General features: G+C 68.6%; 24 protein-coding genes and 2 tRNA genes. 12 read left to right on the top strand and 14 right to left on the bottom strand.

What is annotated here, in order from left to right:
* The first annotated feature begins 221 nt into the window (after positions 1–221).
* Complete coding sequence (locus tag ACFWIW_RS21945) at positions 222–1,415, top strand: serine/threonine protein kinase (protein ID WP_378370125.1); 1,194 nt, start codon at positions 222–224, stop codon at positions 1,413–1,415.
* A gap of 329 nt (positions 1,416–1,744) precedes the next feature.
* Here the strand turns inward: ACFWIW_RS21945 and ACFWIW_RS21940 are convergent, their stop codons facing one another.
* Both ACFWIW_RS21940 and ACFWIW_RS21935 read right to left on the bottom strand, forming a co-directional pair.
* Positions 1,745–1,981: a hypothetical protein gene (locus ACFWIW_RS21940; protein ID WP_378370124.1), complete on the bottom strand. Its 237-nt coding sequence runs from the start codon at positions 1,979–1,981 to the stop codon at positions 1,745–1,747.
* 732 nt (positions 1,982–2,713) lie between these two features.
* Positions 2,714–2,786 (bottom strand) — tRNA-Lys (locus ACFWIW_RS21935).
* A gap of 237 nt (positions 2,787–3,023) precedes the next feature.
* Between ACFWIW_RS21935 and ACFWIW_RS21930 the strand changes: the two genes are divergently transcribed.
* The gene (locus tag ACFWIW_RS21930; protein ID WP_378370123.1) at positions 3,024–4,202 is read left to right on the top strand and encodes an Ig-like domain-containing protein; all 1,179 of its coding nucleotides are present in this window, start codon (positions 3,024–3,026) and stop codon (positions 4,200–4,202) included.
* A 53-nt stretch (positions 4,203–4,255) separates the two neighbouring features.
* Here the strand turns inward: ACFWIW_RS21930 and ACFWIW_RS21925 are convergent, their stop codons facing one another.
* From ACFWIW_RS21925 to orn, 3 genes are all read right to left on the bottom strand, one after another.
* The gene (locus tag ACFWIW_RS21925; protein ID WP_378370122.1) at positions 4,256–4,648 is read right to left on the bottom strand and encodes a hypothetical protein; all 393 of its coding nucleotides are present in this window, start codon (positions 4,646–4,648) and stop codon (positions 4,256–4,258) included.
* A gap of 115 nt (positions 4,649–4,763) precedes the next feature.
* A tRNA-His gene (locus ACFWIW_RS21920) sits at positions 4,764–4,839 on the bottom strand.
* 77 nt (positions 4,840–4,916) lie between these two features.
* Positions 4,917–5,525, bottom strand: coding sequence for an oligoribonuclease (orn, locus tag ACFWIW_RS21915; protein WP_378370121.1), 609 nt, complete (start codon positions 5,523–5,525; stop codon positions 4,917–4,919).
* 112 nt (positions 5,526–5,637) lie between these two features.
* On the opposite strand from orn, the gene ACFWIW_RS21910 reads away from it, so the two are divergent.
* Together ACFWIW_RS21910 and ACFWIW_RS21905 are read left to right on the top strand one after the other, a co-directional pair.
* A complete protein-coding gene (locus ACFWIW_RS21910; protein ID WP_378370120.1) occupies positions 5,638–7,164 on the top strand; it encodes a helicase HerA-like domain-containing protein in 1,527 nt (508 codons plus the stop codon).
* Between the two features lie 47 nt (positions 7,165–7,211).
* A complete protein-coding gene (locus ACFWIW_RS21905; protein ID WP_378370119.1) occupies positions 7,212–7,589 on the top strand; it encodes a DUF3224 domain-containing protein in 378 nt (125 codons plus the stop codon).
* 85 nt (positions 7,590–7,674) lie between these two features.
* Here ACFWIW_RS21905 and ACFWIW_RS21900 read toward each other — a convergent pair whose 3' ends face one another.
* The 3 genes from ACFWIW_RS21900 to ACFWIW_RS21890 form a co-directional block, all read right to left on the bottom strand.
* Positions 7,675–8,622, bottom strand: coding sequence for a S1C family serine protease (locus ACFWIW_RS21900; RefSeq protein WP_378370118.1), 948 nt, complete (start codon positions 8,620–8,622; stop codon positions 7,675–7,677).
* Positions 8,623–8,741: 119 nt separating this feature from the next.
* Positions 8,742–10,070, bottom strand: coding sequence for a M20 family metallopeptidase (locus tag ACFWIW_RS21895; RefSeq protein ID WP_378370117.1), 1,329 nt, complete (start codon positions 10,068–10,070; stop codon positions 8,742–8,744).
* Entirely contained in the window at positions 10,067–10,876 is an 810-nt protein-coding gene (locus tag ACFWIW_RS21890) for a class I SAM-dependent methyltransferase (protein WP_378370116.1), read from the bottom strand. Before ACFWIW_RS21890 ends, ACFWIW_RS21895 begins: the two co-directional genes overlap by 4 nt.
* 102 nt (positions 10,877–10,978) lie before the next feature.
* Between ACFWIW_RS21890 and ACFWIW_RS21885 the strand changes: the two genes are divergently transcribed.
* Genes ACFWIW_RS21885 through ACFWIW_RS21875 form a run of 3 tightly spaced genes read left to right on the top strand, consistent with a single transcriptional unit; the run spans position 10,979 to position 13,954 of the window.
* The gene (locus ACFWIW_RS21885; protein WP_378370115.1) at positions 10,979–11,920 is read left to right on the top strand and encodes a DNA-3-methyladenine glycosylase family protein; all 942 of its coding nucleotides are present in this window, start codon (positions 10,979–10,981) and stop codon (positions 11,918–11,920) included.
* 35 nt (positions 11,921–11,955) lie between these two features.
* A complete protein-coding gene (locus ACFWIW_RS21880; RefSeq protein ID WP_378370114.1) occupies positions 11,956–12,669 on the top strand; it encodes a M50 family metallopeptidase in 714 nt (237 codons plus the stop codon).
* Positions 12,670–12,721: 52 nt separating this feature from the next.
* The gene (locus ACFWIW_RS21875; RefSeq protein WP_378370113.1) at positions 12,722–13,954 is read left to right on the top strand and encodes an aldehyde dehydrogenase family protein; all 1,233 of its coding nucleotides are present in this window, start codon (positions 12,722–12,724) and stop codon (positions 13,952–13,954) included.
* 283 nt (positions 13,955–14,237) lie between these two features.
* On the opposite strand, the gene ACFWIW_RS21870 is transcribed toward ACFWIW_RS21875, so the two are convergent.
* The 4 genes from ACFWIW_RS21870 to ccrA form a co-directional block, all read right to left on the bottom strand.
* On the bottom strand, positions 14,238–15,380 hold the full coding sequence (locus ACFWIW_RS21870; RefSeq protein WP_378370112.1) for an adenylate/guanylate cyclase domain-containing protein: 1,143 nt from the start codon (positions 15,378–15,380) through the stop codon (positions 14,238–14,240).
* Positions 15,380–15,829, bottom strand: a complete 450-nt coding sequence (locus ACFWIW_RS21865) for a universal stress protein (protein WP_007031721.1) — start codon at positions 15,827–15,829, stop codon at positions 15,380–15,382. The genes ACFWIW_RS21870 and ACFWIW_RS21865 overlap by 1 nt, the downstream gene beginning before the upstream one ends.
* Before the next feature lie 105 nt (positions 15,830–15,934).
* Entirely contained in the window at positions 15,935–17,071 is a 1,137-nt protein-coding gene (locus ACFWIW_RS21860; RefSeq protein ID WP_378370111.1) for a chromosome segregation protein, read from the bottom strand.
* Positions 17,072–17,148: 77 nt separating this feature from the next.
* Complete coding sequence (ccrA, locus tag ACFWIW_RS21855) at positions 17,149–18,489, bottom strand: crotonyl-CoA carboxylase/reductase (RefSeq protein ID WP_378370110.1); 1,341 nt, start codon at positions 18,487–18,489, stop codon at positions 17,149–17,151.
* Between the two features lie 204 nt (positions 18,490–18,693).
* On the opposite strand from ccrA, the gene ACFWIW_RS21850 reads away from it, so the two are divergent.
* Both ACFWIW_RS21850 and ACFWIW_RS21845 read left to right on the top strand, forming a co-directional pair.
* Positions 18,694–19,062, top strand: a complete 369-nt coding sequence (locus ACFWIW_RS21850; protein WP_378370109.1) for an SPW repeat protein — start codon at positions 18,694–18,696, stop codon at positions 19,060–19,062.
* A 16-nt stretch (positions 19,063–19,078) separates the two neighbouring features.
* Positions 19,079–19,642, top strand: coding sequence for a TetR/AcrR family transcriptional regulator (locus ACFWIW_RS21845; protein WP_378370108.1), 564 nt, complete (start codon positions 19,079–19,081; stop codon positions 19,640–19,642).
* On the opposite strand, the gene mce is transcribed toward ACFWIW_RS21845, so the two are convergent.
* Complete coding sequence (gene mce / locus ACFWIW_RS21840; protein ID WP_093937501.1) at positions 19,636–20,085, bottom strand: methylmalonyl-CoA epimerase; 450 nt, start codon at positions 20,083–20,085, stop codon at positions 19,636–19,638. The genes ACFWIW_RS21845 and mce overlap by 7 nt on opposite strands.
* Before the next feature lie 130 nt (positions 20,086–20,215).
* On the opposite strand from mce, the gene ACFWIW_RS21835 reads away from it, so the two are divergent.
* Complete coding sequence (locus tag ACFWIW_RS21835; protein WP_378370107.1) at positions 20,216–21,397, top strand: acetyl-CoA C-acetyltransferase; 1,182 nt, start codon at positions 20,216–20,218, stop codon at positions 21,395–21,397.
* A 5-nt stretch (positions 21,398–21,402) separates the two neighbouring features.
* Positions 21,403–22,371: a methylmalonyl Co-A mutase-associated GTPase MeaB gene (gene meaB, locus ACFWIW_RS21830; RefSeq protein ID WP_378370106.1), complete on the top strand. Its 969-nt coding sequence runs from the start codon at positions 21,403–21,405 to the stop codon at positions 22,369–22,371.
* A gap of 41 nt (positions 22,372–22,412) precedes the next feature.
* On the opposite strand, the gene ACFWIW_RS21825 is transcribed toward meaB, so the two are convergent.
* On the bottom strand, positions 22,413–23,000 hold the full coding sequence (locus tag ACFWIW_RS21825; protein WP_034315451.1) for a hypothetical protein: 588 nt from the start codon (positions 22,998–23,000) through the stop codon (positions 22,413–22,415).
* Positions 23,001–23,146: 146 nt separating this feature from the next.
* Between ACFWIW_RS21825 and ACFWIW_RS21820 the strand changes: the two genes are divergently transcribed.
* Positions 23,147–23,827 (top strand): peptidylprolyl isomerase, encoded by a 681-nt coding sequence (locus ACFWIW_RS21820; RefSeq protein ID WP_378370186.1) that lies wholly within the window; start codon positions 23,147–23,149, stop codon positions 23,825–23,827.
* Positions 23,828–24,002 lie beyond the last annotated feature (175 nt).

The following is a 24,002-nucleotide window of genomic DNA, read 5'->3' as shown; positions in this document are numbered from 1 at the left end:
CCGGATCTCCGCGCGGCGCCGGGCTTTGTGCGCCAGCGCGCGAGGGCAACCCGCCGAGCCGGTGTCGGACGCACCAACCCGCACAATCTGTCCAGAATTTGTCACGCCGTCCCGTTCTTGTCCGGTTCCGCACCCCTTCGTGCTCCGCAAGAATCTTAATTGCCGGGAAATCGGAACGGTCGCGCAGGGGGCGATAACCCTGTCCGGGTAGCCTCCCGCGCATGACGGGTATGGCTGACAATCCTGGGACGAGCCTTATGTGCGGCGTGGTGCTCGGGCAGCGTTTCCAAGTGGTCGAACAGAAGGGCGCAGGGGGGATGGGCGTCGCGTACCGCGCGCTTGATCTGGAAACGCGCAAGCAGGTAATTGTCAAGATTCCGCAATTGTCGGCGACGGTTGATTTGGATTTCGAAGTTCGACGGCGAATCATGGGCCGATTCGACAGAGAAGGCAGGCTCTTGAACGAGCTTGAGCACTTCAACATCCCGGCGGTGATCGATCGGGGCGAGTATGGTTCTGTCCCGTACCTGGCGATGACCTACATCCATGGGGACAAGCTGACCAAGTATCGCCAGAACACGGTGCCCCGACTCGCGGAGTTCGCCGCGATCGGCTCGTCTGTCGCGACGACACTCGCCGCTTGTCACTCGACTGGAATCGTCCACCGCGACCTGAAACCCGACAACCTCTTGGTCGGTGACAACGGCGTCGTCTACGTGATCGACTTCGGGATCGCGCTGCCGATGAACAAGGACACGTCGAGGTACACGAGGAACTTCGTCGGGACCGACGACTATTCGGCGCCGGAACGCTTCCTGGGAGCCGAGCCGGTCGAACAATCGGACCTGTACAGCCTGGGTTGCGTGTTCTACCACCTGCTGACAGGACGGCCTCCGTTCGTCGAGGACGGCAAGAAGACGATCGAAAAGCAACACCTGGACGACCGCCCGGCGTCGCCGTCAAGCTTCGTCGCCGACGTTGATTCGGGCCTGGCGGACCTGACCTTGGCCCTGCTGGAGAAGAAGATGGAAGACCGGCCCGGGATCGAGACGGTGCTTGAGGTATTGCGTCCTCATTTGCCGACCGTCGGCGCGCCTGAACCCAACCCGGTGTCTCTGCCCGACGTGACGATCCCTTACCGCACTCCAGAAGCTGTCCGCCCACCGGAAGCGGCCGCCGTTCGCCGCTCGACCTCCGTGCGCCCATTCCGCGCGCGAGGGCGGCGCGACTTTCTCACCGAAGCCGACATCGCGGAGGCCATCCGGCAGTCCATCTTCGAGCGCGACAGCGGTGACGGAGCGGCCGCGGCCCTCACCCTGACCGAGCTGCGGAGTCGGGCGATCGAGACGTTCGGGGAGGGCAACCCCAAACTGGAGCCGATCGAACGGGCTTTGAATCTGCTGGAGGGCCGCTGAAGTCGGGTCGGGATCAGCTGGTGGTCAGGACGGCTCTGGGGTGACCGCTGTGGCCGGGAACCGATCGTGTCGAGTCGTTATAGCGCGTGGCCCTACATTACCGACTCGAACCCCGAACCCGCTGGTTAAGGTTCGGAGCCTTGCCATGTCGGATGGTGCCGAGTGATGCCGGACAAGGCCTTGCGTCTGGTCGTGGCGGGTCTGTCGTGTCGGGGAGTGTCGGACTGTTTCGGACCTTTCGGGCGTGGCTCGTGCTCGCGTGTGCCGGGTTTTGTCGACCTCGACTGGCTCCGGAGTGACGGCCTGAGGTGGGCCCGCGCGAGCTCTCTTCAGACTGACGGTTGTTGGTCGAGCAGCCCGACGGGGTCGGTGCTGTAGGCGACCATCCAGCTGGGGTCGATGCGATACCAGACGTTCTCGTCCCAGAACGGGTCATCGCTGTCGCCGTCGTAGTGGTTGACGAGGTGGTCGCGGATCGCCGGCCAAGTCGGATCGCTGCTCGTCCCCCTCGGGGTCAGCGGAACGGCGTGTCCGTGCGTGAAGATGCCGAGCTGCTCGCCGCGCATGAAGGTCGCGCTGATTCCGGGCTGCGCCGCGAGATGGCGGGGTTTAGCGGCCTGCCGGTGGGCGCCGACGATCCAGCGGCCGTGCAGGAGTGCCCGTCAGCGCCGATGATGTGTGGCTCACCGCGCCGGGTGACCGTGGCGATGGCCAGGGTGCACATGCCGTGGCAGATCCGGACGACCTGCTCGGCGTCCAAGGTGGTCTTACCTGGCCGGATGATCGATTTGAGGTGGCTGTTCGAATCGGCCAAAGACGTGTCGAGCAGGACTTGGAGGCTGTGACGCTCGTCGGGGGTTTCGAACATGCGGCTAGTCAATCGGCTCCCACCGACAGCGTCGGCTCAGTGCGCAGTCGCCGACCGGCGATGCCGCGTCGCCCCTGGCCGGGGTATCGGATCGGTCGGCGGATTGTGTCGTCACCAGTCCGCCCTGCTGGATGCTGCGTCGCTGGAAGTGGCGAATCAGATCGTGCAGTACGGGTGGGAGACCGGCCAGTCAGCACGTCACCGAACGGTTCTACGAGATCGTCCGCCAAGTCGGGGCTGCTGCCCTTTCGGCTGCACGACCTCCGGCACGGCGTGGCCGAGGCCAACTCGTCCCCAGGAGCCCCGCCCGACAGCTCGGGCTCGTCTCGGGCACGGATCAGGCCACAATGGACAGTAAGGAAGTGGAAGAAATGCGTCCGCATAACACAAAACCCCACGTCATCGAAACCGAAAACGTGGGGTATGAGTGTGCGCCATCAGGGACTCGAACCCCGAACCCGCTGGTTAAGAGCCAGCTGCTCTGCCAATTGAGCTAATGGCGCCTGGTTGTTCCGCCGCTTTGGTGTTCCCCTCGGCGACGTGGAAAACATTAACACAGGGTTGCTGGGGCCCGTTTCAGGGGGGTCCCCTTACGCCGGGCCGGGACGTATTCGGCCATCCGGCCGCGAGCGTTGCGGCCGGTCAGGCAGACTATAGCCAGACGTAGGGGTTGGTACCACGCGAAACGGGCGGTGTGCATGAGGGTCTGGGGAGCGACGGGGCGGTCGCGGGTGGTTTTGGTGGCTTTGGTGGCCGGGCTCACTCTGGCCGCGTGCACCAGTACACCGTCGGGTGAATCGCCGTCGCCGGGTGGAGCCCCCGGGGGTTCGCAGCAGAGCGGAGCGCCCGCGCCGGAGCCGAAGCCCGCCGTGATGACGCTGACCCCGGCGCAGGGTGCGGCGAACGTGGCACCCGGCGAGCCGGTCACGGTGGCCGTCGCCGACGGCAAGGTGGGCGAGGTCAAACTGACCGGCGCCGACGGCAAGGTCGTCGCGGGCAAGCCCAAGGAAGACGGTTCGGGCTGGGAGTCGGCGGAGCCGCTCGGTTACGGCAAGACGTACACCGTCACCGCGGCCGCGACCGGGACCGACGGCAAGCCGGTCACCGCGACCTCGACGTTCTCCACGGCCAAGCCCGGCCGCCAGATCGGTGTCTCGATCAACCTCGTCGAGGGGGAGACGGTCGGCGTCGGCCTGCCGTTGATCTTCACCTTCACCGGCAACGTGCCGGACAAGGCCGCGACCGAGAAGACACTGAAGATCGTCACCGAGCCGCCGACCGAGGGCGCGTTCCACTGGTTCGGCGAGAAGACCGTGATGTGGCGGCCCAAGGAGTACTTCAAGGCGGGCACGAAGATCTCGGTCAACGCCGCGATCTACGGCAAGAACCTCGGCAACAACACCTTCGGCCGCGAGGACAAGCCCGCCAAGGTGGTCGTCGGCGACAAGCTGGTCGCCACCGCGGACGGCGGCACGCACCAGATGAAGGTCGTCGTGAACGACCAGGAGGTCAAGCAGATGCCGATCTCCATGGGCAAGCCGTCGAGCAGCACCCCGGCCGGGACCTACACGGTGATGAGCGAGCACAACGGGTACACGATGGACTCCAGCACGTACGGCGTCCCGACGGACAGCAAGGCCGGCTACCGGACGTTCGTGAAGTACGCGGTGCGCATGTCGAACAGTGGCATCTTCTACCACTCGGCGCCGTGGTCGGTCGGATCGCAGGGCAAGCGGAACGTGAGCCACGGCTGCATCAACCTGTCGACCGAGAACGCTAAGTGGCTGATGGACACTTCGAAGAAGGGCGACATCATCACCGTCACCAACTCGGGCCCGCAGGTGCTGGAGCCGACCGACGGCTGGTCGGTGTGGCAGATGTCGTGGGACGACTGGAAGACCGGCGGCGACCGGAACTGACCTGTTCTTCATGAGGGGTCCTGTCTGGACGGATTTCGTCCGGACAGGACCCCTCATGGCGTTCCGGGCGGCAGGGTGCCGTAGAAGTGCTCCCACTGCACCTCGCCGCTGGTCTTGTAGCGGCACTTCTGGGTGCCGGTGTCCCAGATCTTCTCCGGATCACGGAGGCACTTCTGGTACTCGAGTTCGGCGAGGTACTTCCGCGACTGGGCTTTCGTGCAGTTCGGGTAACCCGGTTCGCATCGCCACGGTGACTTCTTGGCGGAGGTCCGCGCCGGTGGCGGTGTCACTGTCACGGTCACCGGCGGTGGCACCGAGGTGGACGGCGTCGCCGTCACGGTCGTGACCGGTGTCGACGTGATCGCCGGTGCGGGCACCTGGTTCGGTGGAGACGTCGTGCAGGCTCCGGCCGCCACGAAGACTCCCAAGACCAGCCAGCGTCTCATGGCATCCTCCGCGCGAGTTCCTTCCTGGACTCGCGCGAGCGCCACGCCGTGTTACCGATACCCCGAAAAAAGCGAAACCCCAGCCTGCCGGGATAACCGGCCGAACTGGGGTCGATGGGGTGAGCGACGGGTTTCGAACCCGCGACCTCCTGGACCACAACCAGGTGCTCTACCAGCTGAGCTACGCCCACCATCGCCGGGCTCGGGGAACCCCCCATCACCTCGGCCGCACTATATTAGCGTGCCCGTTTCGGGGGCTCGCAACGGGTTACCGTTCGTGGCGTTCCTGCACTTCAGCGGCCGCGGCCTTGGCCTGTTCGGTGGTCGGGCCGGGCTGCGGGACGAAGGCGACGCGACGGTAGTAGTCGAGCTCGCCGATGGATTCCTTGATGTCGGCGAGCGCGCGGTGCGCGAGGCCCTTCTCGGGCTTGGCGTAGTAGATCCGCGGGTACCAGCGCCGGACGAGTTCCTTCACCGACGAGACGTCGACCATGCGGTAGTGCAGGTGCGTGTCGAGCAGGGGCATGTCGCGGGTGATGAAGCCGCGGTCGGTGGCGATGGAGTTGCCGGCGAGCGGGGCGACGTTGGCCTCGGGCACGTGCGCGCGGACGTATTCGAGCACGCGCTGCTCGGCTTCTTCCATGGTGACCGTGGAGCGCCGGACCTCTTCGGTGAGGCCGGAGCGGGCGTGCATTTCGCGGACGACCTCCGGCATCCCGTCGAGGGCTTCGTCGTCGGCGTGGATGACGATGTCGACGCCTTCACCGAGGACGTTGAGCTCGGCGTCGGTCACCAGCGCGGCAATTTCGATCAACGCGTCCTTGCCGAGGTCGAGCCCCGTCATCTCGCAGTCGATCCAGACTAGGCGGTCGTTCACCCCGAAACCCTAACCCGACCCGGGGATTCGTGACGCGCGACGTGCGGGTTGGGCGCGTTGCTGGCACCGTGTGCATCCTCAGGTGAGTCATGTCACAGATCGGGGAGCGACAGTGGCCGAACAGGGTCCAGCCCAGGAGATCGCGCAGGGTTATGTGAGCGACGGGGCGGCGGTGGAGCTCGGCGCCGTCGTGATCGACGGCAAGGCCGACGCCGGCGCGGCGGTCCGCCTGCCGCTGGCGACGCTGAACCGGCACGGGCTGGTCGCGGGCGCGACCGGTACCGGCAAGACGAAGACCTTGCAGCTGATCGCCGAGCAGCTCTCCGCCGCGGGAGTGCCGGTGGTGCTGGCGGACGTGAAGGGTGACCTGTCGGGACTCGCCGCGCAGGGCGAAAGCAACGACAAGATCGCCAAACGCGCGGAAGAACTGGGCGACTCCTGGGAGCCCGCCGCGTTCCCCGTGCAGTTCCTGTCGCTGGGCACGGGCGGCAAGGGATCGCCGATCCGGGCGACGATCACGAGTTTCGGCCCGATCCTGCTGTCGAAGGTGCTGGGGCTCAACGAAACGCAGGAGTCGACGCTCGGCCTGATCTTCCACTGGGCCGATCAGCGCGGGCTGGCGCTGCTGGACACGAAGGACCTCCGCTCGGTCATCACGCACCTGACGAGTGACGAGGGCAAGGAGGACCTCAAGGGCATCGGCGGCGTCTCGGCCGCGACGGCCGGGGTGATCCTCCGCGCGCTGTCCAATCTGGAGGCTCAGGGCGGCGAGGACTTCTTCGGCGAGCCCGAGCTGGACGTCCACGACCTGATGCGCGAGGACGGCGGCAAGGCGATGGTGACCTTGCTCGAACTGGACAACCTCCAGTCGAAGCCCGCGCTGTTCTCGACGTTCCTCATGTGGCTGCTGGCCGAGTTGTTCGAGGAGCTGCCCGAAGAGGGCGACCTCGACAAGCCGAAGCTGGTGTTCTTCTTCGACGAGGCGCATCTGCTGTTCAACGACGCGTCGAAGGCGTTCCTGGAGCGGATCGAGCAGACCGTGAAGCTGATCCGGTCGAAGGGTGTCGGCGTGTTCTTCTGCACCCAGCTTCCGACGGACATCCCGAACAACGTCCTGTCCCAGCTGGGCGCGCGCGTGCAGCACGCGTTGCGCGCGTTCACGCCCGAGGACCAGGCGGCGCTGACGAAGACGGTGAAGACGTACCCGAAGACGAAGCACTACGAGCTGGACTCGGCGCTGACGTCCCTCGGCATCGGCGAAGCGATCGTCACCGTCCTTTCCGAACGGGGCGCCCCGACGCCGGTCGCGTGGACCCGGCTGCGCGCACCGCGGTCCAAGATGGGCTCCATCGGTGCCGAAGCCATCTCCGCGGCGACGTCGTCTTCGGATCTGCACGCGAAGTACTCCGAGACGATCGACCGTGAGTCGGCCTACGAGAAGCTCGCCGCGAAGGTGGCCGCACCGCCCGCCTCCGAGGCCGCTCCGGAGGCGACACCGGCTCCGAAACCGGAGAAGGAGGGCCCCGGCATGGTCGAGCAGGCGATGAAGAACCCGGCGGTGAAGTCGTTCCTCCGTTCGGCGGCGAGCGCGCTCGGCCGGGAGATCACGCGCGGCCTGTTCGGGAACCGGCGGCGGTGAGGAATACCTGACGCGATCTGTCAGGTATGCCCGGCAGGCTCGGCGGTATGACCAACACCGCGACAGCGTCGTTCACCGTGGACGGCTGGGATCCGAAAGCCACCGAGAAGGCCGAAGGCACCGAGTTCTCACGGGTGCTGCTGACCAAGACGTTCACCGGCGACGTCGAAGGCACCAGCGCCGTCGAGATGCTCACGGCGGTGAACGAGACGTCGTCGGCGTACGTCGCCTTCGAGCGGCTTGCCGTCACTGTCGACGGGCGCAAGGGCGGCTTCGTCCTGCATCACTCGGCGGGGGAGAACGGGCACCACCTGATCGTCTTGCCGGGCTCCGGCCACGGTGAGCTGGCAGGCATCACCGGAACGGCGGGAATCGTCAAGGACGACGACGGCAACCACACCTTCACCCTCACGTACGAACTCTGAACGCCGTGAAGGCCTCCTTGTGCAAGGAGGCCTTCACGGACTGTGCCTGCTGGGCCGCCCCCTGACAGCGGTCCAGACGGCGGGGTCAGCCGACGATCTGCTCGACGATCTTCTTCGCGTCGTTGATGGGGATCGCGAACCCGATGCCGATGCTGCCCGTCGAGGCCGGGTTGTACAGCGCCGAGTTGATCCCGATGACGTTGCCTTGCGCGTCCACCAGCGCCCCGCCCGAGTTGCCCTGGTTGATCGGGGCGTCGGTCTGGATCGCGGTGTAGCTCGGCCCGGCTTCGTTCGTGGTCCTGCTGTAGGGCGAGCGCCGCTCCTGGCCGCTGCTGAGCTCGTCGAGCTTGCGGTTCAGCGCGCTCACGATGCCGGTGGTCACGGTGTTCTGCAGGCCGCCGGGGGAGCCGATCGCGACGACCTGCTGGCCGACGGCGAGCTTGCTGGAATCGCCGAGCGAAGCCGGTGTCAGCCCGCTCGCGTCCTTCGCCTGGAGCACGGCGATGTCGGCCTTCGTGTCGGCGCCGACCACGCTCGCCTTGTACTGCTTGCCGTCGGACAGCGTGACGGTCACGTCGCCCTCGGCGTCCGCCACGACGTGGGCGTTGGTGAGGATGCGGCCGTCCGCCGTCAGGATGACGCCGGAGCCGACGGCCTCACCCTGCGCGGTGGTCACGTTCACCTGGACGACGCTCGGCGTCACCTTCGCGGCGACCGCGCTGACGTCACCCGAAGTGTTGTTCCCGACCAGTTGCCCGTTGGCGACCGCGGACGAACCCGTGCCCGACGCCGAGGACGCGGAGCCGATCCCCATGATCGCCGCTCCGCCGACCCCGCCGACGAGTGCGGCGGCGAGCGCCGTCGCACTCACGAGGACGGCGACGCGGCCGCCCTTCTTGCGAGGTGCGGGCTGCGGCGTGAAGAGCGGATTCGGCGCGGCCTGCCAAGGGGTGTAACCGGGGTACTGCTGCTGGTGCGGCGGCTGGTGCCCACCGGTTGAGGCGGGGCCTGGCCGACTCTCGTTCTCGGTCATGGAACAAGATTCGCGCCCGTACTTGTGAGCCGCCTGTGGAATACCCCTGTGCTTTCCTGAGAAGAATCACCTGAGAACTCCCCCCATGCGCTCTCAGCGGGAAGGAGCACTTCGAGCGGTCAGTCGAAGAACGCCGGTACGTCCAAGGCCCCGCCCGACGCCTCGAACTCCTCGTGCACCGCGGCGCGGAGTTTCGCGTCGGCCAGATAGTCGACGGCGGTCAGCGCCAGCCCCAGCGCGCCGTCGACGACCGCGCGATCGCCGTCGGGCGAACCGGCCGCGGCCGCGAACTCCTTGGTGTGCAAGGCGGTCGTCGGCCCGGCGATGGCGATCATCGGGTGGATCGCGGGCATCCGGTAGGAGAGGTTGCCGAGGTCGGTCGAGCCGGTGAGGAATTCGGGCACGATCCCGGGCGGCAGCGGTTTGCGGCCGGCGTCGACCTGATGCACCGACCAGCGTCCGGCGAGGGTGGTGTTGAACCGGATCGGCAGATACGCGGGCTGGGCGTCCCACCGCAGTTCGACTCCGCAACCGGTCATCTCCGCCGCGCCGCGCGCGATCGCCGAAACCCGCTCGGCGAGGTCGCGCAGCGTGTCCGGTTGCGCGGACCGGAGATAGAACAGCAGCGCCGCGCGTTCGGGGACGACGTTCGGCCGCGCGCCGCCGTCGGTGAAGAGGCCGTGCACGCGATCACTGGAGGGCAGATGCTGCCGAAGTGCCGCGACACCCTGGTACGCGGCGACGGCGGCGTCGAGTGCGTTGCGGCCCATGAACGGCTGAGCCGACGCGTGGGCGCCGACACCGTGGAACACCATCTCCAGCTGCCGCCTGCCGAGGAAGGGATGCATGGCGATGTCGTGGCTGAACGGGTGCAGCATGAGCACGGCGTCGACGTCGTCGAAAACGCCGGCGCGGGCCATGGTCTCCTTGCCGCCACCGCCTTCCTCCGCCGGCGTGCCGATCAGCGAGACCCGGCCGCCCAGCCGTTCGGCGACCGCCGCCGCGCCGAGGAAACCGCCCGCGCCGGCGGTGCAGATGACGTTGTGCCCGCAGCCGTGGCCGAGCCCGGGGAGGGCGTCGTACTCGGAGAGGATCGCGATATGCGGGCCGCTGCCGGGGGTGGTCGCGACCAGGGCGGTGTCCAGCCCGCCCGCGCCGATCGTCACCTCGTGGCCGTGCCGCCGGAGCAGGTCGGCGAGCGCACGGACCGAGCGGTGCTCGGCGAAACCCTCTTCGGGATGAGCGTGCAGGTCTTGGCTCAACCCCACCAAGTCCGCCTCGAGCGCGTGGATCCCGGTGCTGACGGCGTCCCGTGTGGCGGCGTCCGCGCCGTCATGGGGCGACCCGAGCGGTTCGGCCGCGGCGACGGCGTCCGCGGTCGCTTCGACCAGCGAACGGAGGTAGCTGTCGTCGGGAGGAATCGGCGAAGCGTGCTCAGAGCGGATCATTTCCGGATGTTAACTCCTAGCCTGCCCGTGACGATCTGCGTGACACCCGAGTACCGCTCGCCGACGTGCTCGAAGCCGCGCCGGGCCAGTTTCCCCGCGATCTCGCCGCGGTCGAACATCCGCTGACCGCTCAGCCTGCCGAGGACGGTGTCCGCCAGCCGCATCGGCTGACCGCCGTGCCGGGCGCTGGTCAGCAGCACCAGCGAGCCGCCGGGTTTCAGCACGCGGGCGAACGAATCCAGGGCCGCGTCCGGGTCGGCGAACATGTGCAGCGCGGCGAAGCAGCAGACGGCGTCCACAGTGGAATCGTCGAGCGGCAGGTCGACGGCGTCGGCGCGTACATACGCCACCGAGGCGGGATTGGGCGTGGCGAGCGCCTTTTCCAGCATGGTGACCGAACCGTCGAGGCCGATGGAGAGCCCTTCCGGGCCGACGGCCTCGCCGAAGGCGCGGGTGAACCGGCCGGTGCCGCAGGCGACGTCCAGCGCGATCTGGCCAGGGCGCAGGCCGAGTGCTTCGATCGCGATGCGGACCTCGTCCGCCATGCTCGGGCCGTTCAGTCCTTTCGCGACCCTGCCCAGCGCCGGGCGCCAGTACCGCTCGTAGATCACCGGCACGGCGGAGGTGCGCATCAGCCGCTGCGCGAGTCCGGTCGGCGGCCCCGCCTGCGGGATTTCCCCCAGCAGATCAAGGAAACCTTTGCCCGCTCCGGCGGCCGTGGTGCCCGGCCGCAGCAGGCTCCTCAGACGTTCGCGATGGTCCGGCACGGCTGCTCCCTTCACGATGTTCACCCGAGAATCTGCCATGACCGGCCCGTTCGCGACATTCCCGCCGCCGCGACCCGAAACTGTCGGTGGCCGTCTCTAACGTCGGAGGGAGTCGCCGTTCCCCAGCCGAAGGAGCCCGAAATGACCGGCTCGATCCTGCAGCACACCGCCTCGACCACGCTTCGCATCCCGGTGCGCGGCCCGTTCGATCTCGACAAGTCCATCCGTTTCCTGACCGACTTCCCGCCCGCGTGCCGCGCGGACGCCGCCGCCGAGCCCGGCACCCTGCGCTTCGCGTTTCCCGCCGAAGCGGGCTGGGAGCACGTCGGCGCGGCCGTCAGACAGAGATCGCCCGGCACGATCGAGGTGGAGGTCTTCGCCGAAGAAGGGCTCGCCGTCGAGGTCGGCGCCCAGGTCCGGCGGATCCTCTCGGTGGATGTGGACGGTGTCGGCTTCGCCAAGATCGGCACGGCGGATCCGGTGGTGCGCCGCCTGCAGCTGGCGCATCCCGGCTTGCGTCCCGTGCTGTTCCATTCGCCCTATGAAGCGGCCTGCTGGGCGATCCTGAGCCATCGGACGGGGATGTCGCAGGCCGCCACCGTGAAAAGGCGGCTCGCCGAGGAGTTCGGCAGGCCGGTGGACGTCGGCGGGCACGTCCTCAGGTCGTTCCCCGGGCCGGACGTGCTGGCCGGGCCCGAGGCCGGGCGCGGTCTGCCGGAGGTGAAGGCCGAGCGGCTGCGCGCGGTGGCCAACGCCGCGAAGGACGGTCTGCTCGACGCCGCGTATCTGCGCGCGATGCCGGTGCCGGACGCGTTGCGCTGGCTGCAGCTCTTGCCGGGGATAGGCCCGTTCTCGGCGCAGCTGATCCTGATCCGGGGCGCCGGGCATCCCGACGTCTTCCCCGCCGCAGAGCCACGGTTGCAGGAGGCCATGCGGGCCGCGTACGACCTGCCGGAGGCGCCGCCAGAGGAGTTGGAGGAGCTTTCCGCGGTCTGGCGTCCGTTCCGCAGCTGGGTGGCCTTCGCCCTGCGCAACGACCCGGAGTTTCGCACGCGGGGGATCGGGGGTTCCATGACCGCCTGACACAGGACATATCCGGCCTGTGGTGAGCTGGTGAGGTGAGCTCGTCTCCCGCCGAAACGGTTTCCGACATCGCCCAGTCCACTCCGCCCGGCACGATCACCCTGGTCACCGGTGGTCTCGCGCTGCTCGTGGTGCTCTCGGGCAGGCCTTGGCGGATCGCCCGCAACCTGATCACGCTCGTCCACGAGGCAGGCCACGCGCTGGCGGCGGTACTGGTCGGACGACGGCTGCAGGGCATCAAGCTGCATTCGGACACCTCCGGCGTCACCGTCTCCCGCGGCAAACCGGAGGGGCCGGGGATGGCGTTCACCGCGCTGGCCGGTTATCCGGCGGCCGCGGTGCTCGGGCTGGTGTTCGCGGGTCTGCTGTCGTCGGACCTGATCACCGTCGTGCTGATCGTGACGGCCCTGATGCTGCTGGGTGTGCTGGTGATGGTGCGCAACACCTACGGGGTGTTCACCGTGATCGCCAGCTCGGTGGTACTCGGGCTGGTCGCGCTGGTGGCGCCGTCGTGGTTCCAGGCGATCTTCGTCTACCTGCTGACCTGGTTCCTGCTGTTCGGTGGCGTCCGGCCGGTGGTCGAGCTGCAGATCAAGCGGCGCCGTGGTGCGGCGAGGGATTCCGACGCCGACCAGCTCGGCAGGCTCACCGGGATGCCCGCGGTGCTGTGGGTGCTGGTGATGGCCGTGCTGACGGTGAGCTGTCTCTTCGCGGGCGGGTTGTGGCTGCTGGAGCCGACCGTCGCCTGACCGGGGCGGTACGGCAGACTGATGGCTCGTTCCGCGCGGAAGGAGTCAGCAGATGGACGAGGTCGCCAAGGCCGTCGAGGAATGCGCTCGATCGGCGAAACGGGCCGCACCGTCGCTGGCCGCCGCCTCCCCGGAAGCGATCGACGCCGCGCTGAACGCCATGGCGGACAAGCTCGTCGAGCACGCCGGCGTCGTGCTCGAGGCGAACCAGGCCGACATCGCCAAGGCGCGCGAGGACGGAATGAGCGCGGGCCTGCTCGACAGGCTCACCATCACGCCCGAGCGGCTGACCGGCATGGCCGAACAGCTCCGTCTCCTGGCGGGAGCGCCGCATCAGGAGCGGTCCGTCGACGTGTCCACTTTGGACGGAGGGCTGCGGCTGGTGGAACGCCGCCGCCCGGTCGGCGTGATCGGGGCGAACTACGAGGCACGCCCGAACGTCACGGTCGACGTCGCGTCGCAGCTGGTGAAGTCGCGCAACGGTGGCGTGCTCCGCACGGGTTCCGCCGCGCTCGGCTCGGCCCAGCGCCTGCGTGAGACCGTGATCGCCCCCGCGCTCTCCGAGGCGGGTATCGACCCGGACGTCATCCAGCTGGTGCCGCGTGCCGAACGTGAAGCGGCCTCCGCGCTGGTCCGTTTCCCCGCGCTCGTGCCGCTGGTCATCCTGCGCGGCAGCGGTGACAGCACCAGGGCGCTGGCCACCGAGGCGGCCGTCCACGGCGTCCGCACGCTGGCCCACGCCGACGGCGGCGGCGTGCTGTACGTCGACGAAGCGGCCGACACCGACAAGGTGCGTGACCTGGTCTTCAACAGCCTCGACCGGCTCGGTGTCTGCAACCGGCTGAACCTGCTGCTGATCCACGAAGACGCGCACGACCGCGTGTGGCCCGGCATCTCCGGCGCGCTGGCCGAACGCGGCGTCACGCCGTCGCTCGCCCCGCACGAGCACGCCATCGGTTACGAATGGGCGCTCGACTCGGACCGCGAAGCGACCGTCACCGTCGCGAAGGTCTCCGGCCTGCCCGAGGCGGCGGAGATCGCCAACGAGCGGACCTCGGGCCTGGCCGCCGGCATCGCGACCGAAAGCAGCGAAGCCGCCGACGCGTTCTTCGACGCGTACACCGGCACCGGCGTCTTCTGGAACGCCCCGACCCGGCTGCTCGACGGCTTCAAGCTCCTCGCCGTCCCCGAGACCGGCATCAACCTGGACAAGGTCCCCGGCCCGCGCGGCCCGGTCACCTACACCGACCTCTACGTGCGGCAGTACGCCGTGCTGCCCGCCTGACCTCGCTCCCCCCCCGGAGCGGAGCGAACCGGGACTTTTCGAGTGACCGGGCGGACGGCACACGTGATCAGACGGACGACACGCGTGATTGAACGGACGTCACGCGTCGGCGGCTGGGGCCGCCGAGAGCCGTCCGCCTGATCACGCGTGTCGTCCATCTGATCACGCGTGTCGTCCCTCCAGTCACGCGAAATCGCCCGGCCGCAGGTCGGCACTGACCCGAATCGCCACTCGCGACCGCCCGGCGGTGGTAGCAAAGGTCCCTTGCTCTCCCAGGCGGGGATCAGCGACGGCGGCGCCGCTTGGGCCGGGGCGGCAACGAGTCCGCGGTGGCGTCCTCGGCCTCGTCCGGAGCGGGCGCAGGAGTGGGAGTGGCGTCAGCCAGCCCCAGCATCTCCGCCGCGAGCTGCTGCGAAGAGGCGAACATGCCCGCGGGCCGCTCCCGTGCCCGGCGCAAAGACGAAGGCCGCAGGCGGTTGTACCCCCGCACCGAAACCGGCCGCCGCGTGCGGACCTCGAACTGCGGGAATTCCGAGAGTTCGGTGGCGAGTTCCTTGTCCACCAGGATGGTGCCCGGCCGCGCGGTCGAGGTGAGGCGGGCGGCGAGGTTCACGACCGAGCCGTAGACGTCACCGAACCGGCTGAGGATCCGGCCCGAAGCCAGCCCGGCGCGCACGGAGGGCAGGGTCTCGTCGGCGTCGGCGCGTTCGGACAGGGCGAGGGCGATCTCGGCGCCGTCGACGGCGGAATCGGCGACGAACAGGACCTCGTCGCCGATCATCTTCACGATCCGCCCGTGGTGATCGGCGATGACCTCGGTGGCGACGGATTCGAACCGATCGAGGATGTCGGTGAGCTCGTCCTCGTCGACCTGCCTGGTCAGCCGTGTGTAGCCGACCATGTCGACGAACCCGACCACTTCGGTCCTGGCTTCGAGGTCCTCGTCGGGCAGGGCCATCGCCCGGCCGGCGTAGGCCGCGAGGTGGCGGCGCCAGACGAACTCCTGCACCTTCTCCAGCTCGGGCAGCAGCCGTTCGACGAGCCGCCCGATCTGGCGTTCGCTGCTGCCGATCTCCTTGTTCTCGGTGATCATCGTCCACAGCATGTGGACCTGCCATTCCGCGAGCCGCGAAAGGTGCTGGCCCAGCGCGCGCGTCACGGCCAGTTCGATGCTCGGGTCGATCAGCCCCGAGTTCATCAGCTGATCGGCCGTGCGGATCGCTTCGATGTCGGCGTCGGTGAAGACGACCTCGTCGTCTTCGACCGTCGCGAAGCCCAGCGCACGCCAAAGCCGCCGAGAGCGTTCTTCGGGAACGCCTGCCTTCTCGGCGACTTCGAGCCGGGTGTACTTGCGCCTTCCACCGAGCAGGATCCGTTCGAGGCGCTGTTGCAGCGCGTCGGGCGAGATCTCGCCGGGTTCGGGCATCAGGTGGTGTGGACGATGAGCACGTCCACCCCGGACTTCCGCGCGACTTCGGACGGCACGGAGCCGAGGATGCGGCCCGCGAGCGTGTTCAGCCCGCGGTTGCCGACCACCAGCAGGTCCGCGGAGCGCTCGGCGACGACCTTGCGCAGCGAGTCGACCGGGTCGCCCACGACCGCGGCGGTCTCGATGGTCTTCGCGCCGGCCTTCGCCGCCCGGTCGCGGGCGGACAGGAGGGTGTCCTCAGCGGGCGCCGAGCCGACGACCTGGTACGCCTCGTCGCCGAGGACGTCCTGCGCCTTCTCCACGTCGCCCTTGTTGGCGGGGTAGTAGGCGCACACGATGACCAGGGTCGCTCCGGAATCCCCGGCGACGCCCGCCGCCCGGTCGACCGCGGCGAACGAAGAATCCGAGCCGTCCGTGCCCACGACCACGGTCCGATATGCAGCCATCCGCAACCTCCACCGATCTGACAGCCCGCACCAGCGTGCGAGCAGCGACGATAACCGCTCGTCGGCGGCCTCGCAGGCCGTCGCGAGCACGGTCGGGTGAAAAGGTTACTCGCCAGTCGGTTTCTGCGCTGCCGCAGGTCGCGGTGAAGGCTTCGCGCCGGATGTGGCCTTCGGCACATCGGCGGTCCGGAGCTGCACGGTGGCTTCCGCGTCGGGCGACGGCTTCGCCTTCAGGTCCGCCGGGACATGCGGCTCGTCGCCGAGCACGTGTGTCGCCTCGGCGAGCGCCGTCCGCGCGGAGCGGACCTGCTCGGCCAGGCTGGAGCGCACCTTGCGGAGCGCTTCGACCCGTTCGGTGGCCTGGGTGATCCGCCGGTTGGACTCTTCGGTGGCCTGCCGGACGCGGCGGCGTGCCTCGTCGGCCGCCTCGGCGAGCCGGGCGTTGGCCTCGGTGATCGAGTCCTGTTTGCGCTTGTTGGCGTCGGCGACGGACTCGCGCTGACGGCGCTCGATGTCGGCCTTGGCCGCCGTCTCCTCTTCGAGCACCTTCGCGCGGATGGCGGCGGCGTCCTCGGTGGCCTCGCGGACGCGGCGGGCGGCCTCGGCCTTGCTCGCGGCCTCCTGCTCGGCCAGCGCGTGCATGGCCTCGGTGCGCCGCGACGCCATCGCGATCTCGAAGTCCTCTTCGACCTGAGTGCGGCGCTGCTGCGATTCGGCGTCGAGCTTGTCGCGTTCGGCCTTCGCCTTGTCGATGATGTCCTTCGCCTCGGCGCGGGCCTTCTCCAGCACGCCGCGGTGCTCGGCCTCCATCTCCTTGCGGCGGAGGTCGAGCTCGTTGAGCAGCTGCTCGTAGCGGGCCCGCATGGCGCTCGCGTCGGTCTCCGCCTTGGCGCGGATGTGCCCGGCTTCGGCTTCCGCGCGCGCCTTGGTGTCGGCGGCCTCGTCCTGCGCGAGCCGCAACATCCGCTGCAGGCGCTCGGAAAGGCCTTCGACGCTCGTCGGCGGCTGGGCGAGCCTGTCGACCTGTCCGCGCAGGTCCGCGATCTCGCCGCGCGCGATCTCCAGCTGCCGTGCCAGGTCGCCCGCCTGTCCGATGGCGGCATCGCGATCGGCGGTGAGCATCTTCAGATCGGCGTCCAGCCGTTCGAGATGTTCGTCGACCTGCGCACGGCTGTAACCGCGCTTCGCCACGTCGAAGCCGGCTCCCAGCGGCACTAGCTCCCGTTCCTCGCCAAGGCTCATCCTTCTACCGTAGTCGAGCTGGAGTCACGGAAGGGTGAGCACCCACGCAACGCGCGGCGAAAGCACGTTCCGGCGCGCTAAACGTTCCGGAAAGCGTTGATCCCGTCGATGTGCTTTTCGCGCAGCTCGTGGTTCCGGACGCCCAGACCTTCTTCCGGGGCAAGGGCGAGCACGCCGACCTTGCCCTGATGCGCGTTGCGGTGGACGTCCAGAGCGGCCTGCCCGGTGTCTTCGAGCGCGTAGGTCTTCGACAGCGTCGGGTGGATCAGACCTTTCGCGATCAGCCGGTTCGCTTCCCACGATTCGCGGTAGTTCGCGAAGTGGCTGCCGATGATCCGTTTCAGGTTCATCCACAGGTAGCGGTTGTCGTACTGGTGCACGTAGCCGGAAGTCGACGCGCACGTGACGATCGTGCCGCCCTTGCGCGCGGCGTAGACGGACGCGCCGAAGGTTTCGCGGCCAGGGTGCTCGAAGACGATGTCCGGATCCTCGCCGCCGGTCAGCTCGCGGATCTTCTTGCCGAACCGCTGCCACTCCTTCGGGTCCTGGTTGTGCTCGTCCTTCCAGAACTTGTAGCCCTCGGCGTTCCGGTCGATGATCAGCTCCGCGCCCAGCTTCCGGCAGATCTCCGCCTTTTCGGGGCTGGAGACCACGCACACCGGGATCGCGCCGCCGTTGAGCGCGTACTGCGTCGCGTAGGAGCCGAGGCCGCCCGAAGCGCCCCAGATCAGCACGACGTCGCCCTGCTTCATGTCGGCGCCGTTGCGCGAGACGAGCTGACGGTAGGCCGTGGAGTTCACCAGACCGGGGGAGGCGGCCTCTTCCCAGGTGAGGTGGTCCGGTTTCGGCATCAGCTGGTTCGACTTCACGAGCGCGATCTCGGCGAGCCCGCCGAAGTTCGTCTCGAAACCCCAGATCCGCTGCTCGGAGTCGAGCATCGTGTCGTTGTGCCCGTCCGGGCCTTCGAGTTCCACGTTGAGGCAGTGCGCGACGACCTCGTCGCCCGGCTTCCAGTTGTGCACGCCGGGCCCGGTGCGCAGCACGACACCGGACAGGTCCGAGCCGACGACGTGGTACGGCAGGTCGTGGCGTTTGGCCAGCGGCGAGAGCCGCCCGTAGCGCTCCAGGAACTTGAACGTCGAGACCGGTTCGAAGATCGAGGTCCAGACGGTGTTGTAGTTGATCGCGCTCGCCATGACCGCGACCAGCGCCTCGCCGGGACCCAGCTCCGGCGTCGGGACCTCGTCCACGTGCAGCGACTTGCGCGGGTCCTTGTCCCGGCTTTCGAGGCCTTCGAACATGCCGGCCTCGTCCTTGTGCACGGTCACCCCGCGATAGGTCTCCGGCACGTCGAGCGACGCCACGGCGCCGAGGTCATCGTTCAGAATGGCCTGCTGGATCTCGCCGAGCTGCGACATCGGAACCTCCGCGAATGGGGGGACGGCGTTTGGCGGCTTAAATTACTCATGGGTAACCGGCTTCACAACTGTACGAGACGTGGAGCACGTCCACATCCCGAAGTGTTATCGAGCGGTCTTGACCGGCCGGCCAACCAAGCGGACCATGGGCGGTGGAGATCTCTCCGACCTGCAGGTTCAGCCGATATTCGGAGGTGAGCACGCATGAATGAACCCACGACGCGCCCTTGGACCCGTCCCCATGACTGGGCGGAGGTGGTCATCGGTGTCGTCGTCGCTCTTTCACCCCTCTGGATGACCACGGACAACACCGCCATGTGGACGCTCGTCGTCCTCGGCGCGCTGGTCGCCCTCGACGGTCTCGCTTCGCTTGCGATGCCTGGCATGGTCTACGGCGAAGGCATCCAGATCGTTCTGGGCGCGCTGCTGTTCATTTCGCCCTGGGTGATGGGATACGCCGATTTCATGGGCGCGTCCTGGACCGCTTGGATCGGTGGCGTCCTGACCGTGGTGGCCGGGGCGGCGGCGATGCCGATCGCCCAGGCGACGCACAAGATGGCGGGACAGCACTGACCCGGGAGGAAACGGCGTGAAAGAGGATTCGGCGAAACAGCGCATCCTGCGAGCCGCGGAGGCGCTTTTCGCCGAATCCGGTTTCGACGCCACGCCCACTTCGCGGATCGCGGAGCGGGCAGGCGTGCCGAAAGGCCTCGTGCACTACTACTTCCGGCGCAAGTCGGATCTGCTGGCCGCGCTCGTCGCCGAACTGCCCGACGCCCGGATCGAACCGGCCGTCGTGGTGGTCCCCGGCGACCTCGCGGGCAGCCTTCGCGGCCTCGTCGTGGAGCTCGACAGGCGGTTCAACCGGTCGCTGGCGCTCTCACACCTGCTGTGGCGCGAGGCCGACACGCACCGCGCTGTCCGCGACGCGCTGTCCGAACGGTTCCAGCAGCTCGTCCGGCAGGTGAAGGCGGTGATCGTCGCCGCGACGGGCGGCAAACTCGCCGCGGCCGACATCGATTCGGCGTCCGGGCTGCTCGCGAGGGCGGTCAGTCACCGCCACGCGACCGCGCGGCACACCGAGGACGGGGACCCCGCCGAGATCGACCGCGAGGTCCTCTTCATCGCCGAAGCGCTGACACGAGGTCAGTGACCGTCTTTCGCGGGCTCGACCAGTTCCACCAGCACACCGCCGGCGTCCTTGGGGTGGACGAAGTTCACCCGGCTGTTGGACGTGCCGCGTTTCGCCTCGTCGTAGAGCAGCCGCAGTCCCTGCGCGCGCAGCGCCGCCGCCGCGGCGTCCACATCGGACACCCGGTACGCCAGCTGCTGCAGTCCGGGCCCGCTCTTCGCGAGGAACTTGCCGATCGCGGAATCGTCGCGCAGTGGCGCGAGGAGCTGGATCGCGGTCTCGGTCCCGGCGGTGCCCGGCGCGCGCAGCATCGCCTCGCGGACGCCCTGCTCCTCGTTGACCTCCTCGTGCGCGACCTCCAGGCCGAAATGCTCGGCGTGGAAGGCGATCGCGGCGTCGAGATCGGGGACCGCGATGCCGACGTGGTCGATGGCCGTCACGAACGGTTTCAGCGCCTGGTTCATGCTGAGCAGGATAGGTGCGCGGGCAGGCGGACCGGCGTGCGCCGCCTCACACTGGCTCCATCAAGAGGCCCGCGACCCGGGTATGGTCGCGAAGACCCCTTTGCCCTTGCGTCGATGCTTGGAGGACGCCGTGTCCGGTTCCGTGATCCTGGGTGCCGCCCGAACACCGATCGGGCGATTGCTCGGTTCCCTGAAGGATTTCTCGGGCGCGCAACTCGGCGGATTCGCCATCAAGGCGGCGCTGGAGCAGGCCGGTGTCTCCCCGGACGCGGTCCAGTACACGATCATGGGCCAGGTGCTCACCGCCGGCGCGGGCCAGATCCCGGCCCGGCAGGCCGCGGTCGCCGCCGGTATCCCGATGAGCGTCCCGGCGCTGACCGTCAACAAGGTCTGCCTCTCCGGTCTCGACGCCATCGCGCTGGCCGACCAGCTCATCCGCGCGGGTGAGTTCGACCTGATCGTGGCCGGTGGCCAGGAGTCGATGACCCAGTCGCCGCATCTGCTGCCGAAGTCCCGCGCCGGGTTCAAGTACGGCGACACCACGCTCGTCGACCACATGGCCTACGACGGCCTGTTCTGCGCCTTCGACCAGGTCGCCATGGGTGCTTCGACGGAGAAGTACAACAGCCGCTACGGGCTCACCCGTGAGCAGCAGGACGAGTTCTCCGCGCGGTCGCACCAGCGCGCCGCCGCGGCCATCGCCGAGGGGCGCTTCGACGCCGAGATCGCGCCGGTGTCGATCCCGCAGCGCAAGGGCGACCCGGTCGTCTTCTCCCAGGACGAGGGCGTCCGCGCCGACACCACCGCCGAAAGCCTCGCGAAGCTGCGTCCCGCCTTCGCCTCCGACGGCACCATCACCGCCGGATCGGCTTCGCAGATCTCCGACGGCGCGGCCGCGGTCATCGTCGCGAGCAAGGCCAAGGCCGAGGAGCTGGGCCTGACCCCGCTCGCCGAGATCGGCGCGCACGGCGTGGTCGCCGGTCCGGACGCCAGCCTGCACGAGCAGCCGTCGAACGCGATCCTGGCCGCGCTGGCCAAGGAGAAGCTGACCGCGGACGCGCTCGACCTGATCGAGATCAACGAGGCCTTCGCCGCCGTCGGGGTGGTTTCGGCCGACAAGCTCGGCGTCAGCGCGGACAAGGTGAACGTCGACGGCGGCGCCATCGCCCTCGGTCATCCGATCGGCGCGTCCGGCGCGCGGCTCGCCGTGCACCTGGTGCACGAACTCCGCCGTCGCGGCGGCGGCCTCGGTGCGGCCGCCCTCTGCGGTGGTGGCGGCCAGGGCGACGCGCTGCTCCTCCGCGTTCCGTAAAGCCCTTGCCGGTACAGCTGGACATCGACGAACTGGTCGGTGGCGCGCGGGACGGCGTCCCCCGCGCGATCGCCCGGCTGCTGTCGCTGGTCGAGGACGCCCATCCGCGGTTGCCCGAGGTCGCGGCGAAGCTGACGCCGCACACCGGCAACGCGCGGGTCGTCGGCCTGACCGGACCGCCCGGTGTCGGCAAGTCGACTTCGACGTCCGCGCTGCTCACGGCCCTGCGGGCGCGGGGCCTGCGGGTCGGGGTGCTGGCGATCGACCCGTCGTCGCCGTTTTCCGGCGGCGCGCTGCTCGGCGACCGGATCAGGATGACCGAACACGCCACCGATCCGGGTGTCTTCATCCGTTCGATGGCCACGCGCGGTCATCTCGGCGGGCTGTCGTGGGCGACGCCGCAGGCCGTCCGGGTGCTCGACGCGGCCGGGTTCGACGTCGTGCTGATCGAGACCGTCGGCGTCGGTCAGTCCGAAGTGGACGTCGTGAAACTGGCCGACACCACGGTGGTCCTGCTCGCGCCCGGGATGGGCGACGGGATCCAGGCGGCCAAGGCGGGCGTGCTGGAGATCGCGGACGTGTTCGTGGTGAACAAGGCCGACCGCGAGGGCGCGGACGCGACCGTGCACGACCTCAAGCAGATGATCTCCTTGGTACGCCGGGAGATCCGCGGTCCGAGCTGGCGTCAGCCGATCGTGCGAACGGTGGCCTCGCGCGGCGAAGGCGTCGAGGACGTCGTCCGCGCGCTCGACGAACATCACGATTGGCTGGTCCGTCGCGACGAACTGCCCCGCCGTCGTGCGGCGCGGGCCCGGGACGAGGTCGAAGCGATCGCCGTGCAGCGGCTGCGCGCGGAAATCGTCGACCTGCGCTCCGGGGACCGGCTCACCGAATTGGCCGAACGCGTGGTCGCGCGGAAACTCGACCCGTTCGCGGCGGCCGGAGAACTCATCGCGGACCTTCGCGGCTCGTGAGTGGTAAGGACGGTTAGAACCGTCCTTACCACTCACGAGGATCAGAATTCGACGTACATCTTGATGTCGCCGAAATCGCTGTCGAGATTGTCCAAATGGGCGATCGCGTCCTCTTTCCAGACTTCGAGCTGGTTGGTCTCGCCGTACGTGAGCTGCTCGCCGTCCGCCACCTTGTGGGCGTAGTTCGTGATCGTGACGGTCTGGCCCCGGCAGAACTCCACGCGTTCCAGGAACCGGTCGGCCATGTCGGGATCGAAGACGCGGCCCATCCGGACGTAGCCGTTGTTGATGTGCTCCTCGCAGTAGAAGTGCGCCGCGGCCGAGGCGATCCACTCGGTCAGCGACGCGTCGCGAGGCGGCCATTTCTCCCGGACGTGCGACTTGATCTCCCTGGCGAGGCGGATGACCCGGCGCCGCTCGAGATCGGTCAGCCCGTCCTCCTTGCGGAAGTCGAGGATCATGTCGTCGACGACCTTGGCGAGCCTGAGCATGCGCGGTTTGTCGAGTTCGGCCGGTTTCTCCGGCGGCAGCCCCGCCATGACCCGCTCGTGCACGAGGACGTACTGCGTGTACGCGTACAGGAAGGTCAGGGCGTTCAGCTGCCATTGGTGTCGTTCGGCGATCTCCACGGCATCGACCCTAACCGCGGACCTACTTCCGGACCTGTGTGAGCGCCGGGGATTCACCCTATGCTCTGCTCTTCGTCCACGGCTGGGAGGCAGGAACCGTGCAGAGGATCGCGAAGGTCTTTGTGGCAGTGCTGGGAGCCGGGCTGATGCTCGCGGCAGGCACCGGAACGGCGTCGGCGGAAGGCGCGCCGCCGAAGGTGACGAAGGGGCCGTGCCAGTACACGCAGACGCCGGACGAGCCTGCCGCGCGTCCGGTCCCGCTGCCGCCGGACCCGCGTCGCACGCCGGACCGGGGCAAGGTTCCGGTGCGGCTGAAGACGAACCAGGGCGACATCGACCTGACCCTCGATCGGGCGAAGGCGCCGTGCACGGTGCAGAGCTTCCTGCATCTGGCGAAGCACCGGTTCTACGACCGCACGACGTGTCACCGGCTGACCGCGTACCCGACGTTGAAGGTGCTGCAGTGCGGTGACCCGAGCGGTACCGGCGAGGGCGGTCCCGGCTACAAGTACAACGACGAGCTGCCCGTGGGCCTGCCGCCCGCGCCGACCGACCCGACCGGCGAGCGCAAGGTGTATTCGCGCGGTGTCCTCGCGATGGCCAACGCGGGCCCGGCGACGAACGGGAGCCAGTTCTTCGTGGTGTACGGCGACTCCGCGCTGCGCCCGAACTACACGATCTTCGGCACCGTCGGTCACGAAGGTCTCGAAACCCTCGACGACGTCGCCGCCGGTGGCATCAAGCCGACCCCGGAGAACCCCGCCCCGGTCGACGGCGCGCCCGTCCTGAAGACCGACATCCTCCGGGCGCGTGCCTGGTTCTGCTGACCCCATGCATTCAGTCCTCTGAATGCGGTAGTTGGCAGTGCGAACCACCGCATTCAGAGGACGAAACGCGGGGGGGGGGGGGGGGGGCTAGGTGACCAAGTATATGGCCACCCGCCAGGCCAGGGTGGCCCCGCCCAAAACGGGCTAAGCGGCCGCGCCCTACCCCAATATCAAC

It is taken from the genome of Amycolatopsis sp. NPDC058340, assembly GCF_042723975.1.
In the GTDB taxonomy this organism is placed as follows: domain Bacteria; phylum Actinomycetota; class Actinomycetes; order Mycobacteriales; family Pseudonocardiaceae; genus Amycolatopsis.
Note: the sequence above shows the minus strand (reverse complement) of the source record. Positions and strands in the feature narration are given on the sequence as shown.

Excerpts from the sequence above, each read along its gene's own strand:
- ACFWIW_RS21820 (WP_378370186.1), top strand. The coding sequence starts at position 23,147 with ATGCTCGCGGCAGGCACCGGAACGGCGTCGGCGGAAGGCGCGCCGCCG.
- ACFWIW_RS21945 (WP_378370125.1), top strand. The coding sequence starts at position 222 with ATGACGGGTATGGCTGACAATCCTGGGACGAGCCTTATGTGCGGCGTG.
- ACFWIW_RS21875 (WP_378370113.1), top strand. The coding sequence starts at position 12,722 with ATGGACGAGGTCGCCAAGGCCGTCGAGGAATGCGCTCGATCGGCGAAA.
- mce (WP_093937501.1), bottom strand. The coding sequence starts at position 20,085 with ATGAACCAGGCGCTGAAACCGTTCGTGACGGCCATCGACCACGTCGGC.
- ACFWIW_RS21870 (WP_378370112.1), bottom strand. The coding sequence starts at position 15,380 with ATGCCCGAACCCGGCGAGATCTCGCCCGACGCGCTGCAACAGCGCCTC.
- ACFWIW_RS21890 (WP_378370116.1), bottom strand. The coding sequence starts at position 10,876 with ATGGCAGATTCTCGGGTGAACATCGTGAAGGGAGCAGCCGTGCCGGAC.
- ACFWIW_RS21860 (WP_378370111.1), bottom strand. The coding sequence starts at position 17,071 with ATGAGCCTTGGCGAGGAACGGGAGCTAGTGCCGCTGGGAGCCGGCTTC.
- ACFWIW_RS21895 (WP_378370117.1), bottom strand. The coding sequence starts at position 10,070 with ATGATCCGCTCTGAGCACGCTTCGCCGATTCCTCCCGACGACAGCTAC.
- ACFWIW_RS21865 (WP_007031721.1), bottom strand. The coding sequence starts at position 15,829 with ATGGCTGCATATCGGACCGTGGTCGTGGGCACGGACGGCTCGGATTCT.
- ACFWIW_RS21940 (WP_378370124.1), bottom strand. The coding sequence starts at position 1,981 with ATGCGCGGCGAGCAGCTCGGCATCTTCACGCACGGACACGCCGTTCCG.
- ACFWIW_RS21885 (WP_378370115.1), top strand. The coding sequence starts at position 10,979 with ATGACCGGCTCGATCCTGCAGCACACCGCCTCGACCACGCTTCGCATC.
- ccrA (WP_378370110.1), bottom strand. The coding sequence starts at position 18,489 with ATGTCGCAGCTCGGCGAGATCCAGCAGGCCATTCTGAACGATGACCTC.
- ACFWIW_RS21925 (WP_378370122.1), bottom strand. The coding sequence starts at position 4,648 with ATGAGACGCTGGCTGGTCTTGGGAGTCTTCGTGGCGGCCGGAGCCTGC.
- ACFWIW_RS21850 (WP_378370109.1), top strand. The coding sequence starts at position 18,694 with ATGAATGAACCCACGACGCGCCCTTGGACCCGTCCCCATGACTGGGCG.
- ACFWIW_RS21905 (WP_378370119.1), top strand. The coding sequence starts at position 7,212 with ATGACCAACACCGCGACAGCGTCGTTCACCGTGGACGGCTGGGATCCG.
- ACFWIW_RS21900 (WP_378370118.1), bottom strand. The coding sequence starts at position 8,622 with ATGACCGAGAACGAGAGTCGGCCAGGCCCCGCCTCAACCGGTGGGCAC.